The sequence below is a fragment of the Pseudomonas sp. CAN1 genome (assembly GCF_030462585.1).
Taxonomy (GTDB): domain Bacteria; phylum Pseudomonadota; class Gammaproteobacteria; order Pseudomonadales; family Pseudomonadaceae; genus Pseudomonas.
This window is the reverse complement of the sequence record NZ_JASMRU010000005.1, coordinates 298,362-313,687: the sequence shown is the minus strand read 5'-3', so window position 1 is coordinate 313,687 and position 15,326 is coordinate 298,362. Positions and strand designations below refer to the sequence as shown.

17 protein-coding genes are annotated in these 15,326 nt (G+C 65.9%); 10 read left to right on the top strand and 7 right to left on the bottom strand.

The features are described 5' to 3' along the window. Positions 1-9: 9 nt before the first annotated feature. Genes QO207_RS10305 through QO207_RS10295 form a run of 3 tightly spaced genes read left to right on the top strand, consistent with a single transcriptional unit; the run spans position 10 to position 3,018 of the window. Positions 10-240: a hypothetical protein gene (locus QO207_RS10305; RefSeq protein ID WP_301532334.1), complete on the top strand. Its 231-nt coding sequence runs from the start codon at positions 10-12 to the stop codon at positions 238-240. Next, a complete protein-coding gene (locus QO207_RS10300; protein WP_301532333.1) occupies positions 237-455 on the top strand; it encodes a hypothetical protein in 219 nt (72 codons plus the stop codon). The genes QO207_RS10305 and QO207_RS10300 overlap by 4 nt, the downstream gene beginning before the upstream one ends. Then, complete coding sequence (locus QO207_RS10295) at positions 442-3,018, top strand: discoidin domain-containing protein (protein ID WP_301532332.1); 2,577 nt, start codon at positions 442-444, stop codon at positions 3,016-3,018. The genes QO207_RS10300 and QO207_RS10295 overlap by 14 nt, the downstream gene beginning before the upstream one ends. A 494-nt stretch (positions 3,019-3,512) precedes the next feature. Here the strand turns inward: QO207_RS10295 and QO207_RS10290 are convergent, their stop codons facing one another. Further along, positions 3,513-3,878, bottom strand: coding sequence for a hypothetical protein (locus tag QO207_RS10290; protein ID WP_301532331.1), 366 nt, complete (start codon positions 3,876-3,878; stop codon positions 3,513-3,515). 276 nt (positions 3,879-4,154) lie between these two features. Between QO207_RS10290 and QO207_RS10285 the strand changes: the two genes are divergently transcribed. Next, entirely contained in the window at positions 4,155-4,694 is a 540-nt protein-coding gene (locus QO207_RS10285) for a DUF2087 domain-containing protein (protein ID WP_301532330.1), read from the top strand. 58 nt (positions 4,695-4,752) lie between these two features. Here QO207_RS10285 and QO207_RS10280 read toward each other — a convergent pair whose 3' ends face one another. The 5 genes from QO207_RS10280 to QO207_RS10260 form a co-directional block, all read right to left on the bottom strand. Beyond that, on the bottom strand, positions 4,753-5,187 hold the full coding sequence (locus QO207_RS10280) for a hypothetical protein (protein WP_301532329.1): 435 nt from the start codon (positions 5,185-5,187) through the stop codon (positions 4,753-4,755). A 122-nt stretch (positions 5,188-5,309) separates the two neighbouring features. Further along, the gene (locus QO207_RS10275; RefSeq protein WP_301532328.1) at positions 5,310-5,819 is read right to left on the bottom strand and encodes a hypothetical protein; all 510 of its coding nucleotides are present in this window, start codon (positions 5,817-5,819) and stop codon (positions 5,310-5,312) included. A 436-nt stretch (positions 5,820-6,255) separates the two neighbouring features. Then, entirely contained in the window at positions 6,256-8,577 is a 2,322-nt protein-coding gene (locus QO207_RS10270; protein WP_301532327.1) for an FdhF/YdeP family oxidoreductase, read from the bottom strand. A gap of 13 nt (positions 8,578-8,590) precedes the next feature. Then, positions 8,591-9,427, bottom strand: a complete 837-nt coding sequence (gene fdhD, locus QO207_RS10265; protein ID WP_301532326.1) for a formate dehydrogenase accessory sulfurtransferase FdhD — start codon at positions 9,425-9,427, stop codon at positions 8,591-8,593. Between the two features lie 93 nt (positions 9,428-9,520). Next, positions 9,521-10,420: a LysR family transcriptional regulator gene (locus QO207_RS10260; protein ID WP_301532325.1), complete on the bottom strand. Its 900-nt coding sequence runs from the start codon at positions 10,418-10,420 to the stop codon at positions 9,521-9,523. A gap of 148 nt (positions 10,421-10,568) precedes the next feature. Between QO207_RS10260 and lysM the strand changes: the two genes are divergently transcribed. Next, on the top strand, positions 10,569-11,015 hold the full coding sequence (gene lysM / locus QO207_RS10255; protein WP_301532324.1) for a peptidoglycan-binding protein LysM: 447 nt from the start codon (positions 10,569-10,571) through the stop codon (positions 11,013-11,015). Between the two features lie 100 nt (positions 11,016-11,115). Here lysM and yrfG read toward each other — a convergent pair whose 3' ends face one another. Next, positions 11,116-11,778 carry a GMP/IMP nucleotidase gene (gene yrfG, locus QO207_RS10250; RefSeq protein WP_301532323.1) on the bottom strand — a complete coding sequence of 221 codons (663 nt, stop codon included), beginning with the start codon at positions 11,776-11,778 and terminating at the stop codon, positions 11,116-11,118. A gap of 125 nt (positions 11,779-11,903) precedes the next feature. Between yrfG and nudE the strand changes: the two genes are divergently transcribed. The 5 genes from nudE to QO207_RS10225 all read left to right on the top strand — a co-directional run bounded on the left by nudE (position 11,904) and on the right by QO207_RS10225 (position 15,315). Beyond that, positions 11,904-12,470 carry an ADP compounds hydrolase NudE gene (nudE, locus tag QO207_RS10245; RefSeq protein ID WP_301532322.1) on the top strand — a complete coding sequence of 189 codons (567 nt, stop codon included), beginning with the start codon at positions 11,904-11,906 and terminating at the stop codon, positions 12,468-12,470. Further along, complete coding sequence (cysQ, locus tag QO207_RS10240; protein WP_301532321.1) at positions 12,470-13,288, top strand: 3'(2'),5'-bisphosphate nucleotidase CysQ; 819 nt, start codon at positions 12,470-12,472, stop codon at positions 13,286-13,288. Before nudE ends, cysQ begins: the two co-directional genes overlap by 1 nt. 116 nt (positions 13,289-13,404) lie before the next feature. Continuing rightward, positions 13,405-14,217, top strand: a complete 813-nt coding sequence (gene mutM / locus QO207_RS10235; protein ID WP_301532320.1) for a bifunctional DNA-formamidopyrimidine glycosylase/DNA-(apurinic or apyrimidinic site) lyase — start codon at positions 13,405-13,407, stop codon at positions 14,215-14,217. Positions 14,218-14,313: 96 nt separating this feature from the next. Next, complete coding sequence (locus QO207_RS10230) at positions 14,314-14,892, top strand: lysophospholipid acyltransferase family protein (protein WP_301532319.1); 579 nt, start codon at positions 14,314-14,316, stop codon at positions 14,890-14,892. A gap of 84 nt (positions 14,893-14,976) precedes the next feature. Next, the gene (locus QO207_RS10225; protein ID WP_301532318.1) at positions 14,977-15,315 is read left to right on the top strand and encodes a multidrug transporter; all 339 of its coding nucleotides are present in this window, start codon (positions 14,977-14,979) and stop codon (positions 15,313-15,315) included. Positions 15,316-15,326: the final 11 nt, after the last annotated feature.

Genomic DNA, 15,326 nt, shown 5'->3' with positions numbered 1-15,326 from the left:
TAATACGCCATGTGGGTTCAGATCGTCATTCTTATCGCGTCATACATCATCTCAACAGCGCTTGCGCCCAAGCCCAAGTCCCCCAAGGCCCCGGCCTTTGAGGACTTCGATTTCCCCCTTTGCGAAGAGGGTGAGGAAAAAACGGCTCTGTTCGGTCAAGCCTGGACGAAGTCCTGGATGGTGCTGACGGTGGGCAACTACCGAACCAAGAACATCCGCAGCAAGGGCGGCAAAAAATGATTGTGACTGCCCAGCACTTGCATACGATTCCGACCTGGACGGGCCGTCAGGGCTTCTGCCACGCGGCGGCGCGGGAGTTCTTCGCCCGCCACGACCTGGACTGGCTCGACTTCATCCGCAACGGCATCGACGAACAGCTTTTGATCGACACTGGTGACGCCATGGCGCTGCTCCTGGTTGAGTACGCGCGGGAGGTCGGCGATGGGGTCGAGTAACAAGTCTCAGACGATTGGGCGTCGCTATTCCTTCGACATCCACATGGGGCTCGGCCTCCCGGTGGACGAGATTTGCCAGATTCGCGCCAGTAAAAAGACAGCTTGGCAAGGCTCCATCACCAGCAATGGGCAAGTCAGGATCAGCGCGGCCAACCTGTTCGGAGGTGACAAAGGCGAAGGCGGGATCGATGGAACCCTGGATGTCATGTTCGGCGAAGAGGATCAGGTTCCGGTCGCCAAGCTGACGTCGATGCTGTCGCAGCTCGGCGGCGTCGTACCCGCGTTCCGAGGTATCACTACCGCCTTTTTCTCCGGCCTGGTCGGCTCTAACAACCCCTATCCCAAGACCTGGGAGATTCTCCGCCGTGGCGGCAACCGGCTTTGGCTGCCGGACAGTGCCTGGTATCCGGAAAAGCAATTCATCTGGCTGGCGGACAACCAGATCAAGGCGATGAATCCGGCCCATATCCTCTACCTGCTCTACACCGGACAGCGGTTCGGGAAGCGCCCCCGCGCTCGCATGGACGACGCATCCTGGCGTGCCGCCGCCGACACCCTGTACAGCGAAGGTCTCGGCCTCTGCCTGGAGTGGAAGCGCAGCGATACCTTTAAATCCTTCCGCGATACGGTGCTGGGCCACATCAGCGCTGAGGTTTACCTGAGCCGCCGCACCGGCCTGATCAGTATCCGACTACTGCGTGACGACTACGACGTCGATAGCCTGCCGTTGTTCGATGAGGACAGCGGACTTTTGGAGATCACCAAGGACGAGTCAGGCAGCAACGACAGCAGCAGTGTGCCCAGCGTCCTTTACGTCAAGTACGTCGACGCTATCGATGGCGAGACGAAACAGGTCAAGGGCGTGAATAGTGCCGTGGCCAAGCGCGACGGGGGCCAGTCAGCCCAGACTGTCGAGTATGTCGGGGCGCCCACTGGTGACATCGCCGGCCGGCTCCTGCAGCGTGACATGCGCCTGAAAACCTCGGGCCTGAAGCGCTTCAAGGTCATCCTGGATCGTCGCGGTCGCAACCTGGAACCGGGCCAGCCTTTCCGCATTCGCTCGCTCCGGCGCGGTATCCAGCAGATCGTCGTCAGGGTGGGCCGCTACGAGGACGGTACGGTGGATAACGGGCGGATCACCATTACCGCGCTTCAGGACGTTTTCAGCCTGCCTTTGACCAGCTTTGTGGGCGTTCCCCCCACTGGCTGGCTGCCGCCTGACCGGGAGCCGCGCGCGATCACTCAGCGCCGCTTTTTCGAGCTGCCGTATCGGGAGCTGGCGGGCGTCATTGATCCGGCCAACCTCGCCAGGCTGGACGTGACTGCGGCATTGGCCACCGCCGTTGCGGCTGCTCCAACCTCGCTGTCGCTCAGCTACACCCTGACCGACCGGGTGGGCTCCTCTGGCGCGTTCGTGGACCGGGGAGAGGGCGACTGGTGCCCCACCGCGCTGCTCGCCACTACTCTGCCGATTGCGGCTGGCCCGTCCGTTGTCACGCTCGCCAGTGGCGACCGCCTGGAGGAAGTATTTGTAGGCCAGGCGGCCCTGGTCGACGACGAGATCGTCCGGGTGGATGCAATCAACTACACCACGGGCGTGGTGACCTTTGCCCGAGGCTGCATTGATACGGTGCCTGCCCAGCACGCAGCCGGAGCGCGTGTCTGGTTTTATGACAACTTCGAGAACGCTGACGAAACGGTGTATACCAGCGGCGTCACACTCCAGGCGCAGCTTCTAACCAATACCGGAGTAGGCCAGTTGGCTCCAGGGCTCGCTGGCACCGACAGCCTCGCGCTGACAGGTCGCCAGGGCCGCCCCTATCCGCCAGGGCAGTTCAAGCTGTCCGGCAACTACTACCCGACAGCGGTCACGGGTGAGCTGGTCCTGACAGGCGTGCATCGTGACCGGCTTCAGCAGGCGGACCAGTTGGTGGATACCACCATCGGCGCCATCGGGCCTGAGAGCGGCACGACCTATAATGCCCGTCTGCTGCGGGCTGATACCCTGGCCGAGCTGACCTCGGCCACTGGCTTATCTGCCCCCACGGTGACACTGGCCACCGGCTATGCCGGGGCGATCATTGCCGAGCTGTGGTCTGTTCGGGGTGGGCTGGCGAGCCAGCAACGGCAGCGCCACCAGTTCACCTACACCCCGCCTGCAGTGGGGAGCCATCGATACTGGCGGGTCTACGTCACTGCTGGAGAAAGCAGCTATGTGGGCTTTGCAGAGGTGCAGTTGCTCAAGGCTGGCGTCAATCAAGCAACCGGCGGCACCGCCTCGGCGAGCTCCAGCTATACCGGCCTGCCGCCGTCCAATGCCTTCGATGGCAGCACCAGCACAGAGTGGGCGAACAACGGCGGCTTCCCTGCATGGCTGGCCTACGACTTCGGGACGCCCAAGTCTGTAGACTCGGTGAGGCTGCAGGCCCGTTCCTTCACCGGGCAAGGCCCCAAGACCTTCAAGATTCAGTATTCCGACGACAACGCCAGTTGGACGGATGCGCTGACAGTGGCGAGCGCCCCAACATGGGGCTCCCTGGAAGCGCGGACCTATACCCTGTAGCCGGTCAGTTCTGCCCTTGTTTTGGCGCGCTCCGCATCAGCTCGGCGCGTCAAAACCGGCGCAAATCCGCGCCAAAAAGCGCGCGGCGCTACAGGGGCACGCCGCGAAGGGCCATCCCTGGCCCATCGCGGCTCTCGCGACATCCATGTCGCTCAACCCCTGAAACTGCGCTTCAACGAGGCCTCCTGAACGGGGCATTCGAAGTGCTCGGAGGTTTCTCTGGAAGCCTTGCGGAGCCAGAGCCAGAGCCAGAGCCAGAGCCAGAGCCAGAGCCAGAGCCAGAGCCGATGGCGGGGCTCTTCGTAGGACCGAGGGGGACGCCTAGTCCTTGCTCGCGAACCGCATGGCACGGAATTCCCCGTAAGAGCGGACCTTGTCCGCGAAATCCATCGCGGATGGATTCCGCCCTGGCCAGAAGATGCCGATGTACAACGCCCGCGCAGGGCCGGATTGCGCCGGCAATTCGTACGATCTCAGGCGAAATGGACTACGCCTCACCACCCCATCGGATAATGCTCGATCCGACACGGCCGTTCGTTTCCATCACCCTTGCAGATGCCGTCCAGGTACTGGTAGCGCATCCACACCCGCTGTCCCGATGCAGGCCAATGTTTGCGCGGGATGCGGCTTTGCCAGTCGGCGCTTTCGGGTTCGAAGGCGATCAGCTCGCCCTTGGCCGGGCAATCGGTGCCCGCGGAACGTGGCTTGGACGACTCGACGCGGCCCTGCAGTCCGCGCACGGGGAGTTTCAGCGTGCCGATGATCTCGACTTCCAGCTGGCAGACCTGCCAATCCCCCGCGTTCGCCGCCTGTACGGCGCCAAGCGAGAGCAGCAGTCCGGCCACGGCGACAGCTTTCACGAAAAGGCTCCTTGTGATCGATGGTCCCTGTCCGCCAAGCCTATACCAGACCGGCGAAATGGCTCGGGGCTTGTCCCGGATGGTCCGCCGGGCCTATGCTGGCGGCCGGTCGGCAGTTCACCCAGGCGTCGCCGCCTCCGTATGGAGAGCGCTAAACCTGCCGCGCGGTTCCCCGCACCTTTGATGATCCGACACACTCTCTTCTGTGCCGCATCGGAATTCGGCGACCCCCGGTAACCTCTCCGCGAGGTCTTGGCACGCAACGAGGATTGCACTGTGTCCAGGCAACGCTTGCCCTATCACGCCCCCGACATCTCCGCCCTGGCGAAATCGCTGGCGCGCCAGCTCGACGAATCGTCCGAACGTCCCGGCCATGTCGAGATGCTCAACCTGCTCGCCCGTGCGGTGGGCTTTCGTAATTATCAAGCGCTGCGCGCCAGTCATGAGGCCGAGGCGCGCCTGGTGCGCGAGCCGCAGCCGGCCGAGGTGGTGGATTTTCGCCGCGTCGAGCAGTGGCGGCGTTACTTCGATGACGCCGGTTGCCTGCAGCGCTGGCCGAAGAAGCACAGCCACCGCGAAGCCTGTTTGTGGGTGCTGTGGTCGCGGCTGCCGGTGCGTGAGCGCTGGAGCGAGAAGGCGATCAACCAGCGCCTGCAAGCCCAGGAAGTGCTCGGCGACCACCTGCTGCTGCGCCGGGCGCTGGTCGATGGCGGCTGGCTGGCGCGCACCGAGGATGGTGGCGAGTACTGGCGCATCGAGCGGCGCCCGCCGGCCGAGCTGAGTGCCCTGCTGGCTGTTCTGCCAGCTTGTGCCTGATACTCGGCTGCTGAACTAAAAGCCCGCCAATTGGCGGGCTTTTTCACACGCGCATCTGTCAGTCGTCGTGATGCTTGTGTTTGTGCTTGTAGTGGCCCTTGCCCTTGTGATGGCTGCTGCCGCTGTGGTGGTCGTCGTCCTTGTCGCCCGCCAGGTGGTTGCCCAGCGCACCGCCGGCCGCACCGCCCAGGCCTGCGCCGATGGCGCCGCCGGTGGAGCCACCGACCTTGTTGCCGATCACCGAGCCGCCGGCTGCACCCAGGCCGCCGCCGATAGCTGCCTCGGTCTTGTTGCCGTTCTTCGCGCCCATCGCGCCGCCCGCTGCGCCGCCTACGCCGGCGCCGATGGCCGCACCGGTGGAGCCGCCCAGGGCGCCGCCGACCACGTTGCCGAGGGCGCCGCCTACACCGCCGCCGATGGCGGTCTTGGTGTCGTCGGCCACGGCGTGGCTGGCCAGCAGGGCCAGTGCCAGAACAGAAAGAGTCTTACGCATGTTGCGAACCTGAATGTAGGAGATAGATGAGGAAATTGTCCTGCACACAAAACAGCCGGGCAATCACTGCCCGGCTGACGGTCGACGTGCGGATCAATGGATCAACGGCGCTATGCCCTGGATCAATCCCAGTCGCGATGATGGTGTTTGTGCTTGTACCAGCCACGGTGACGACCGTTGTCGTGCCAGCGGCGGTCGTAGTGGCGACGGTCATAGTGACGGCGGTCGTCGTAGCGTGCGCGGCGATAATTGCGGTCGTCATCGTCGTCGCGGTTGTTGTCGGCGTAATGGTTGCCCAGTGCGCCGCCTGCGCCGCCGCCCAGGGCCGCGCCGATCAGGCCGCCCGTGGTGCCGCCCATCTTGTTGCCCAGCACCTGGCCACCGGCCGCGCCCAGGCCACCGCCGATGGCGGCTTCGGTCTTGTTGCCGTGGCGGGCGCCGACTGCGCCGCCGGCTGCGCCACCCAGGCCGCTGCCGATGGCTGCGCCGGTGCTGCCGCCGACTGCGTCGCCGACTACTGAACCCAATACCCCGCCCAGGGCGCCACCGACGCCGGCACGGGTGTCGCCGTCCGCGAAGGCAGTACCACCGACCAGCGCAAGGGACAACAGGAGCATCGAGGAGTACTTCATAGAGAGGATCTCTCTGTGGGGATGTTGGTGGCGATCCTCTGTTTGTGCGAAGGCTCTGACAAGGTACTTCCGACGAGTAACACGACTTTCATCAAAGAATGCAAGTAATTGATTTATGGTCAGAACTTTTTCGATTTAGGGCGGTCTGAGTGTTATTCCGGGGTTCCGATTTTAGCGTGCCTATCTCACAAAATGCCATTGAAATGATGGCTTTTCACGAAATGAGCTCCGGCCCTTCCGAGTTTACCTTTCAGCCTCTTCCTACTTGATCTGTGTCTTGCGGATTTTTCTCAGGACGCGGCATTTTCGCGTCTGCAGAAAAGCTTCGCGAGCAAGCTCGCTCCTACAGAAAGCCGCGCGCGCTCTTCGTAGGAGCGAATTTGCTCGCGAACGGAAACGGACGGCGGCGCCCCGGGCGGAGCGCCGCGAGAGGGCGTCAGGCGATCCGCTGGCTCGGGCGAGCTTTCTCGAAGCGGATGGCGACGAACTTGGAGGTCGGCGTGTGGCTGCCGACGCCGTGGCTTTCCAGCGGCACCAGCGGGTTGGTTTCCGGGTAATAGGCGGCGGCCTGGCCGGCGGGGATGTCGAAGGCCAGCAGGGTGAAGCCGTGTACGCGGCGCTCCACGCCATCGTCCCAGAGCGACAGCATGTCCACCTTCTCGCCCGGCTCGAAGCCCAGGCGGCGGATGTCCGCCTCGTTGGCGAAGACCACCTCGCGCTGGCCGCGCACGCCGCGGTAGCGGTCGTCGAGGCCGTAGATGGTGGTGTTGTACTGGTCGTGGGAGCGCAGGGTCTGCAGGATCAGGTGCGGTTCCTGGCCGGACTTGCGGATCTTCTCGTGGACCAGGTCGGCCGGCAGCGGGTGGTGGTGGAAGTTGGCCTTGCCGGTAGCGGTGTTCCAGCGCCGCGCGCCGGCGGGGTTGCCCAGGTAGAAGCCACCCGGGTGCGCGACGCGGCGGTTGAAGTCGGTGAAGCCGGGGATGGTGTCGGCAATCAGGTCGCGGATGCGGTCGTAGTTGGCGATCATCGCGTCCCAGTCCACCGGGTGGTTGCCCAGGGTGGCCTTGGCGATGCCGGCGATGATCGCCGGCTCCGAGCGCATCTGCTTGGACGACGGCTCCAGCTGGCCGAAGGACGCGTGGATCATGCTGAAGGAATCTTCCACGGTGATCGCCTGCGCGCCTTCGGCCTGGCGGTCGATGTCGGTGCGGCCCAGGCAGGGCAGGATCAGCGCGTCGCCGCCGACAGTGAGATGGCTGCGGTTGAGCTTGGTGCTGATCTGTACGGTCAGCTGGCAGTTTTCCAGGGCACGGTGGGTGCGCGGGCTGTCCGGGGTGGCCTGGGCGAAGTTGCCGCCCAGGCCGATGAAGACCGTGGCCTCGCCCTTGAGCATCGCGTTGATGGCTTCGACGGTGTTGTGGCCGTTGTCGCGCGGCACCTTGAAGCCGAAACGCTTCTCCAGGGAATCCAGCAGGGCCACCGGCGGGCGGTCGTTGATACCCATGGTGCGGTCGCCCTGCACGTTGCTGTGGCCGCGTACCGGGCAGAGGCCGGCGCCAGGGCGCCCGAGGTTGCCGCGCAGCAGTTGCAGGGCGACGATTTCCTGGATGGTCGGCACCGAATGGTGGTGCTGGGTGATGCCCATGGCCCAGCAGACGATCACCCGCTCGGCGCGGCGGTACATCAGCGCCGCCTGTTCGATTTCCTCAAGGCTCAGGCCCGACTGCTGGACGATGTGTTCCCAGCTGGTGGCGTCCAGTTGCGCCAGGTAGCCGTCGACGCCCTGGGTGTGTTCGGCGATGAACTCATGGTCGAACACCGCCGGCTCGCCCTTGGCCTGGGCCTCGCGCTCCCACTGCAGGAGGAACTTGGCGATGCCGCGCACGGCGGCCATGTCGCCGCCCAGCGCCGGGCGGAAGAATGCGGTGTTCAGCGGCTCGGAGCCGTTGGTGAGCATTTCCAGCGCGTGCTGCGGGTGCTGGAAGCGTTCCAGGCCGCGCTCCTTGAGCGGGTTGAAGGCGACTACCTGGGCGCCGCGCTTAACCGCCTCGCGCAGCGGTTCGAGCATGCGCGGGTGGTTGGTGCCGGGGTTCTGGCCGAAGACGAAGATCGCATCCGAGTGCTCGAAGTCGGCGAAGGTCACGGTGCCCTTGCCGACGCCGACGCTCTGGCCCAGGGCCACGCCGCTGGCCTCGTGGCACATGTTCGAGCAGTCGGGGAAGTTGTTGGTGCCGAAGGCGCGGACGAACAGCTGGTAGAGGTAGGCCGCCTCATTGCTGGCCCGGCCGGAGGTGTAGAACTCGGCCTGGTCGGGGCTTTCCAGGCTGTTCAGGTGCTGGGCGATGAGGGCGAAGGCGTCGTCCCAGTCGATCGGCAGGTAGCGGTCGGTGGCCGGGTCATAGCGCATCGGCTCGGTCAGCCGGCCCTGGTATTCGAGCCAGTAGTCGCTCTGCTGGCGCAGCGAAGTGACGCTGTGGCGGGCGAAGAAGGGCGCGTCGACGCGGCGCTTGGTGGCTTCCCAGTTCACCGCCTTGGCGCCGTTCTCGCAGAACTTCACCCGGCCGTCTTCGGGGGAGTCGCCCCAGGCGCAGCCGGGGCAGTCGAAACCGCCGTTCTGGTTGGTCTTGAGCAGCGCACGGAGGTTCTTGAACGGCTGTTTGCTGTCCAGCCAGAAGCGCGTGACGCTGATCAGTGCGCCCCAGCCGGCGGCGGCACCCTTGTAGGGTTGGTAGCGGGGGTTTTCCTGTTGCAGGCTCATGGGCGGCTCTCTGTCAGACGGCTTGTGGCGCCGGGCTGTAGACCCGGGGCGCATTGCGATGGGGCAGGTGGATCAGGTTCAGGTTGTGCTCGCGGGCCCACTGCACGGTGAGGGCGGTGGGCGCGGACAGGCTGACCAGGGTCGGCAGGCCGGCGCGCACGGCCTTGTGGATAAGTTCCAGGCTGCAGCGGCTGGTGACCACGGCGAAGCCCTCGCGCAGGTCCAGGCGCTGGCGCTTGAGGGCGCCGACCAGCTTGTCCAGCGCGTTGTGCCGGCCGATGTCCTCGCGGCACAGGCGGATTTCGCCGTCGCCGTCGACGAACAGCGCGGCATGCACCGCACCGCTGCGGCGGGCGATCTGCTGGGCGGCGTCGATGCGGTCGCGCAGGTCGAACAGGTGGCTGGCCGGCGGCAGCGCGGCGCCGGGCAGCAGCGGCAGGCTCGGCAACGCCTGGTCCAGCGCCTCGACGCCGCACAGGCCGCAGCCGGTGTTGCCGGCCAGCTGACGGCGCTGCTGCTTGAGGTTCCAGAAGGCGCGGCTGCTCACCTGCACTTCGGCGGCGATAGCGTCGCCGTGGGGTGTGAGGCGGATGTCATAGATATCGTCGATGGACTCGACGAGGCCGGCGCCGAGGCTGAAGCCGTGGACGAAGTCTTCCAGGTCGCCGGGCGAGACCATCATCACCGCCTGGCTGAGACCGTTGTAGGCGATGGCCAGGGCGACCTCGTCGGCCAGCGCGGCGCGACCGGTGTCGCTCAGCGAAGTGAGTTCGGCATAGGCATAGCCGTCGGCAGGCACGACGGCAGCCCGGACATCGGCGGGAGCCGGGCGGGCGATCAGGCAAGGCATGGGCTGAGCCCTGTGGTTCTAGTAATAGGGCCAGCCTAGGCCGATGCAGGGGGAGCGTCTAATGGGTGCTGTCGATGTAGTGATAGATGGCGTTTATCGGTCGGCCGGCGAGGCGCCCAGCAGAGCGGCTGCTTCGCGGAAGCAGGCTTCGGCCAGCGCCGAACGCGGCTCGCTGCGGCGCTGGATGAGGCCCAGCGGCGAGAGTGTGCGGGCGTCGTCGATGGGCGTGAGGACGAAATGCTCGCCCTGGGAGTCCAGCCCGCTACCCAGCGGCATGATCGCGCAGCACAGGCCGCGCTCGACGGCCTGCAGCAGTTGGTGCACGGCGTCCGTCTCCAGGCGCGGCTGGGGCGTCAGGCCGCGGCTGCGGAAACCGTGGTCGATGGACTGGCGAAAGTGCATGCCGGCCGAGAGCAGGCCCAGCGGCAGTTCCACCAGGGCATCCCAGCTCAGGCTCGGGCTGTCTATCTGGAAGTGCCGGCGGTCGTGCAGCAGGCCCATGCGCGTGGCGGCCAGCTCCAGGCCCTCGAAGTGCTCGCGATCGATGCGGTCCAGGTAGGACAGGCCGAGGTCCAGCTGGTTGCGGCCGAGGCCTTCGAGAATGTTCTCCGAACTCAGGGCGAACAGCTGGAAACGCAGTTCCGGGTGACGCTGGGCGAACAGCTCGATCAGCTGCATCGGGTCGAAGCCTGCCAGGGGCACCAACCCCAGGCGCAAGGTGCCAACCAGCTGGCCGCGGCAGGCGGCGGCTTCCGCATAAAGCCCGTCGTGGGCCGCCAGCAGGCTGCGGGCCCAGGCCAGCACGCGTTCGCCGGCTTCGGTGAAGCCTTCGAAACGCTGGCCGCGGCGCACCAGCTCCAGCCCCAGCTCTTCCTCCAGGCTGCGCAGTCGCATGGACAGCGTTGGCTGGGTGACATGGCAGCGCGCCGCCGCCTGGCCGAAGTGTCGCGTTTCGTCCAGGGCGCAGAGGAATTTCAGCTGCTTGATGTCCATCGGCGGGGGAGGCTCCGGAACGTTCTGTCGGTTAGCGGGAGGATTAGGACATTTCCGTCAGGCGCGGCGGAAGCTGCCGTCTAGACTCCAGGGGCGCGCGGTCTGCCCAATGCGGCCGCCTGTCACTGTAACCGTAGGGAGGTTGAAAATGGGCATTTTCGCGTTCGTGAAGGAAGCCGGCGAGAAGCTGTGGGACAGCATCGTGGGCAATGAGGCCAAGGCCGCCGAGTCGCTCAAGGAGCACGTGGCCAATGTTGGCCTGGGCAACCCGAACATCCAGGTCAGTGTCGAGGGCGACAAGGTGATCGCCAGCGGTGAAGTGGCGAGCCAGGAAGAGAAGGAAAAGATCCTGCTGGCCCTGGGCAACGTCGCCGGTGTTTCCGGCGTGGAAGACCACATCACCGTGGCAGCGTCCGCGGCTCCGGTCGCCGAAGCGCGTTTCGTTACCGTGAAGAAGGGCGACACCCTGAGCGCCATTGCCAAGGCCGAGTACGGCAACGCCAACGCCTACATGAAGATTTTCGAGGCGAACAAGCCGATGCTCAGCCATCCGGACAAGATCTACCCCGGCCAGGTGCTGCGGATTCCGGAATAAGCGGTTTTTGCATCAGGAAGTCGACGAGCCCGGCCCAGCGCCGGGCTCGCTGCTTCTGCTTGGTGTAAAGCTGCATGGTGTAAAGCCGGCCCGCTGAAAATCAGAGGCCTTCGAGCAGCGCCCGATAGTCTTCCACGGCGGCGAATTCCTCAGTGTCCTTCGGCCCCTGGCGGCTATCCGGATGGCGCACTGCCAGCAACTCGCCGATACCAAAGGTCCGCGCCGCGCGCAGGATCGGCAGGCTGTCGTCGATGAACAGGCTGCGCGCCGGATCGAAGCCGACATCCGTCTGCAGCGCGTGCCAGAACTGCTGGTCTTCCTTGGGGAAGCCGTAGTCGTGGGAGCTGATCAGCCGGTCGAACCAGGGCGCCAGCTCCACCCGCTGCATCTTCAGCGACAGCGAATCGCGGTGCGCGTTGGTGATCAGCACCGCACGCTTGCCCAGGCGGCGCAGTTGCGCGAGGAACCAGTCGGCGTCCGGGCGCAGGGCAATCAGGTCGGCGACCTCGTGCTTGAGGTCCATGATCGACAGCTTCAGCTCGCGGCTCCAGAAGTCCAGGCAATACCAGTTGAGCAGGCCTGCGTTGTCGCGGAACAGCGGCAGCAGCTCGGCGTCGGCCTGGGCGCGGCTGATGCCGTGGTGCTCGGCATAGCGCCGGGGCAGGTGTTCGAGCCAGAAGTGGTTGTCGAAATGCAGGTCGAGCAGGGTGCCGTCCATGTCGAGGAGCACGGTGTCGATCTGGTTCCAGGGCAGGCGGGGCATGCGGAGCTCGGCAACAGGGTGTCGCAAATGCAGCGGGCCGTGGCGGCCCCGGCGCAACATCCGACACGGAGAATCGGGAAAGGCGGGTTATCATAGCCGACCCGGCCACCCCCAGGAGTTGCCCCATGCGTGAGAAACCCACGGTCCTCGCCCGAGAGATCGTTGCCCGAAGCCGGCTGTTCGCCGTCGAGGAGCTGCAGCTGCGCTTCTCCAATGGCGTCGAGCGTACCTACGAGCGCCTGGTGGGCAAGGGGCAGGGCTACGGCGCGGTGATGGTGATCGCCATGCTCGATGCCGAGCACGCCGTGCTGGTGGAGGAATACTGCGCCGGGGTCGACGAGTACCAGCTGTCGCTGCCCAAGGGCCTGGTCGAGCCGGGCGAGGACATCCTCGACGCCGCCAACCGCGAGCTGAAGGAGGAGGCCGGCTACGGCGCCCATCAGCTGGAGCACATCACCGAACTGTCGCTGTCGCCCGGCTATATGAGCCAGCGCATCCAGGTGGTGCTGGCGCGCGACCTCTACGAAGAAAGCCTGCCCGGCGACGAGCCCGAGCCGATGCGGGTGGACAAGATCAACCTGCGCGAGCTTTCCAGCCTCGCCCAGCATGCGCAGTTCAGCGAAGGACGCGCCCTGGCGGCGCTCTACCTGGTGCGTGACCTGCTGACCCAACGAGGGGATTTCCAGCCGTGATGAATGCCTTTCTGCCTGCCGTGATCGACCTGGTCCACCAGGCGGGCGACGCGATCCTGCCGTTCTGGCAGGGTGACCTGGACGTACAGAGCAAGGCCGACGAATCGCCGGTCACCGCCGCCGACCTGGCCGCCCACCGGGTGCTGGCCGATGGCCTGCGCGCGCTGGCGCCAGACGTGCCGGTGCTCTCCGAAGAAGATTGCGACATCCCGCTGGAGCAGCGCGCGCAGTGGACCCGCTGGTGGCTGGTGGACCCGCTGGACGGCACCAAGGAGTTCATCTCCGGCAGCGACGAATTCACCGTCAACGTCGCGCTGATCGAACGTGGCCGGGTGGTCTTCGGCGTGGTCGGGATTCCCGCCAGCGGCCGTTGCTACTACGGCGGCGCCGGCCTGGGGGCCTGGTGTGAAGATCGCGGCGGCGAGCCCGAGGCCATCGAAGTGCGTACCGAGCCGGACGACATCTTCACCGTGGTGGCCAGCAAGCGCCACTCCAGCCCGCAGCAGGAAAAGCTGCTGGCCGGTCTCGCACAGCGCTTCGGCGACCTGAACCTGGCCAGCATCGGCAGCTCGCTGAAGTTCTGCCTGCTCGCCGAAGGCTCGGCGGACTGCTACCCGCGCCTGGCGCCGACCTCCCAGTGGGATACCGCTGCGGCCCAGGGCGTGCTCGAAGGTGCCGGTGGCGAAGTGCTGGATGTGCAGGGCGAGCCCTTCACCTACGAGGCGCGCGAGAGCCTGCTCAACCAGTCCTTCCTGGCGCTGCCCAAGGCGGCTGCCTGGCGCGAGGACCTGATCCAGCTGGCCCGCACGCTCGACTGATCCCATCTCACTGTAGGAGCGAGCTTGCTCGCGAACACCCTTGATGCCGGTGTTGCCGGTTGACCCGTTCGCGAGCAAGCTCGCTCCTACAGAAAGCACCTCAGATACCGTGATCCATGCCTGAATTACCTGAAGTCGAAACCACCCGCCGGGGCATCGCGCCCCACCTCGAAGGCCAGCGCGTCAGCCGCGTGATCGTCCGTGAGCGCCGCCTGCGCTGGCCGATTCCGGAGGACCTCGACGTGCGCCTGTCCGGGCAGCGCATCGTCAAGGTGGAGCGGCGCGCCAAGTACCTGCTGCTCAATGCCGAGGTGGGCACGCTGATCAGTCACCTGGGCATGTCCGGCAACCTGCGCCTGGTGGAATGCGGCACGCCGGCGGCGCGTCACGAGCACGTGGACATCGAGCTGGATTCGGGCATGGCGCTGCGCTACACCGACCCGCGCCGCTTCGGCGCGCTGCTCTGGAGCCTGACGCCGCTGGAGCACGAGCTGCTGCGCAACCTGGGTCCGGAACCGCTGACCGACGCATTCGAGGGCGAGCGCCTGTTCCAGCTGGCGCGCAACCGCAGCATGGCGGTGAAGCCCTTCATCATGGACAACGCGGTGGTGGTCGGGGTGGGCAACATCTACGCCACCGAGGCGCTGTTCGCCGCCGGCATCGACCCGCGCCGCGAGGCCGGGACCATCTCGCGGGCGCGCTACGTGAAGCTCGCCCAGGAGATCAAACGCATCCTCGCCATCGCCATCGAACGTGGCGGCACCACGCTGCGCGATTTCGTCGGTGGCGACGGCCAGCCCGGCTACTTCCAGCAGGAACTCTTCGCCTATGGGCGCGGCGGCGAGCCGTGCAAGGTCTGCGGTACGACCCTGCGCGACGTCCGCCTCGGCCAGCGCGCCAGCGTCTACTGTCCGCGCTGCCAACGCTGAAGACCGGCGGCGGCCCTAAGCTGCCGCCGGCAATCCGCCCAACACCATCTTCGCCATAACAACAATGGCTCCCGCAGAGGGGCCGTCAGGTGATCCATGTCCGGCAATTATCTGCCCCGCAATCCTTTCGCCGAGGCGCTCGGCCACGCCATGCTGCGCGTCGCCGGCTGGCGCATCGAGGGCGCGCTGCCCAAGCTCGACAAGTTCGTGGTGATCGGCGCGCACCACACCTCCAACTGGGATTTCGTGCTGTTTCTCGCGGTGAAGTTCGTGCTGCGCCTGAACGCCCGCTGGTTCGGCAAGCACACCATTTTCCGCGCGCCTTTCGGTGGCCTGCTGCGACGCTGGGGCGGCATCCCGATCCAGCGCCACCTCAAGCTGAATACCGTGGACCAGGCGATCCAGGCCTTCCGTGACAACCCCGAGATGATGCTGATCCTCTCCCCGGAAGGCACGCGGCGGAAGGTCGAGCGCTGGAAAATGGGCTTCTACCACATCGCCCGCGGCGCGGGCGTGCCCATCGTGTTGGCGGCGCTGGACTACCCCGGACGGCGCATCGTCATCGGCGAGGCTTTCTGGCCCACTGGCGACGAGGCCGCCGACCTGCAACGGATGCTGGCCTTCTACCAGCCTTTTGTACCGAAAAAGCCCGAATACGCATTCCTCGGCGATTGAAGGCTGTCACGCGACAAGTCATGGAGCGCTGTTATAGTTATGGCAGTCTGCCTGCCCAACTACACCAATAAAGGACTTCCTTCCATGAACCTGTTCCGCACCACCGCCACTGCAATGGCACTGACCTGTGGGCTTTCGGTTCTGCCGGCTGTCGCCCAGGACGCGGTGAGCACTGCCAGCGGTGACCCGATGTACACCGTCGAGGCCCCGCCGGCCTACGCGATGATGGGCGACCTGATCTTCGCCCGCCCGCTGCTGATCGCCGCGACCGTGGTGGGGACCGCGGCCTTCGTGGTGACCCTGCCGTTCAGTGCGGCCGGTGGCAACATCAAGGAAGCGGGCCAGGCGCTGGTCGTCGATCCGGGCAAGGCCGCCTTCGTGCGCTGCCTGGGCTGCACCACCAGCGGCTACAAGAAGGACTGATCGGCCGGGCG

What these genes read in the sequence shown, in the direction of transcription:
- QO207_RS10305 (WP_301532334.1), top strand. Translation starts at nt 10, where the DNA reads ATGTGGGTTCAGATCGTCATTCTTATCGCGTCATACATCATCTCAACA.
- QO207_RS10300 (WP_301532333.1), top strand. Translation starts at nt 237, where the DNA reads ATGATTGTGACTGCCCAGCACTTGCATACGATTCCGACCTGGACGGGC.
- QO207_RS10295 (WP_301532332.1), top strand. Translation starts at nt 442, where the DNA reads ATGGGGTCGAGTAACAAGTCTCAGACGATTGGGCGTCGCTATTCCTTC.
- QO207_RS10280 (WP_301532329.1), bottom strand. Translation starts at nt 5,187, where the DNA reads ATGCGTAAGACTCTTTCTGTTCTGGCACTGGCCCTGCTGGCCAGCCAC.
- QO207_RS10275 (WP_301532328.1), bottom strand. Translation starts at nt 5,819, where the DNA reads ATGAAGTACTCCTCGATGCTCCTGTTGTCCCTTGCGCTGGTCGGTGGT.
- QO207_RS10270 (WP_301532327.1), bottom strand. Translation starts at nt 8,577, where the DNA reads ATGAGCCTGCAACAGGAAAACCCCCGCTACCAACCCTACAAGGGTGCC.
- fdhD (WP_301532326.1), bottom strand. Translation starts at nt 9,427, where the DNA reads ATGCCTTGCCTGATCGCCCGCCCGGCTCCCGCCGATGTCCGGGCTGCC.
- QO207_RS10260 (WP_301532325.1), bottom strand. Translation starts at nt 10,420, where the DNA reads ATGGACATCAAGCAGCTGAAATTCCTCTGCGCCCTGGACGAAACGCGA.
- lysM (WP_301532324.1), top strand. Translation starts at nt 10,569, where the DNA reads ATGGGCATTTTCGCGTTCGTGAAGGAAGCCGGCGAGAAGCTGTGGGAC.
- yrfG (WP_301532323.1), bottom strand. Translation starts at nt 11,778, where the DNA reads ATGCCCCGCCTGCCCTGGAACCAGATCGACACCGTGCTCCTCGACATG.
- nudE (WP_301532322.1), top strand. Translation starts at nt 11,904, where the DNA reads ATGCGTGAGAAACCCACGGTCCTCGCCCGAGAGATCGTTGCCCGAAGC.
- cysQ (WP_301532321.1), top strand. Translation starts at nt 12,470, where the DNA reads ATGAATGCCTTTCTGCCTGCCGTGATCGACCTGGTCCACCAGGCGGGC.
- mutM (WP_301532320.1), top strand. Translation starts at nt 13,405, where the DNA reads ATGCCTGAATTACCTGAAGTCGAAACCACCCGCCGGGGCATCGCGCCC.
- QO207_RS10230 (WP_301532319.1), top strand. Translation starts at nt 14,314, where the DNA reads ATGTCCGGCAATTATCTGCCCCGCAATCCTTTCGCCGAGGCGCTCGGC.
- QO207_RS10225 (WP_301532318.1), top strand. Translation starts at nt 14,977, where the DNA reads ATGAACCTGTTCCGCACCACCGCCACTGCAATGGCACTGACCTGTGGG.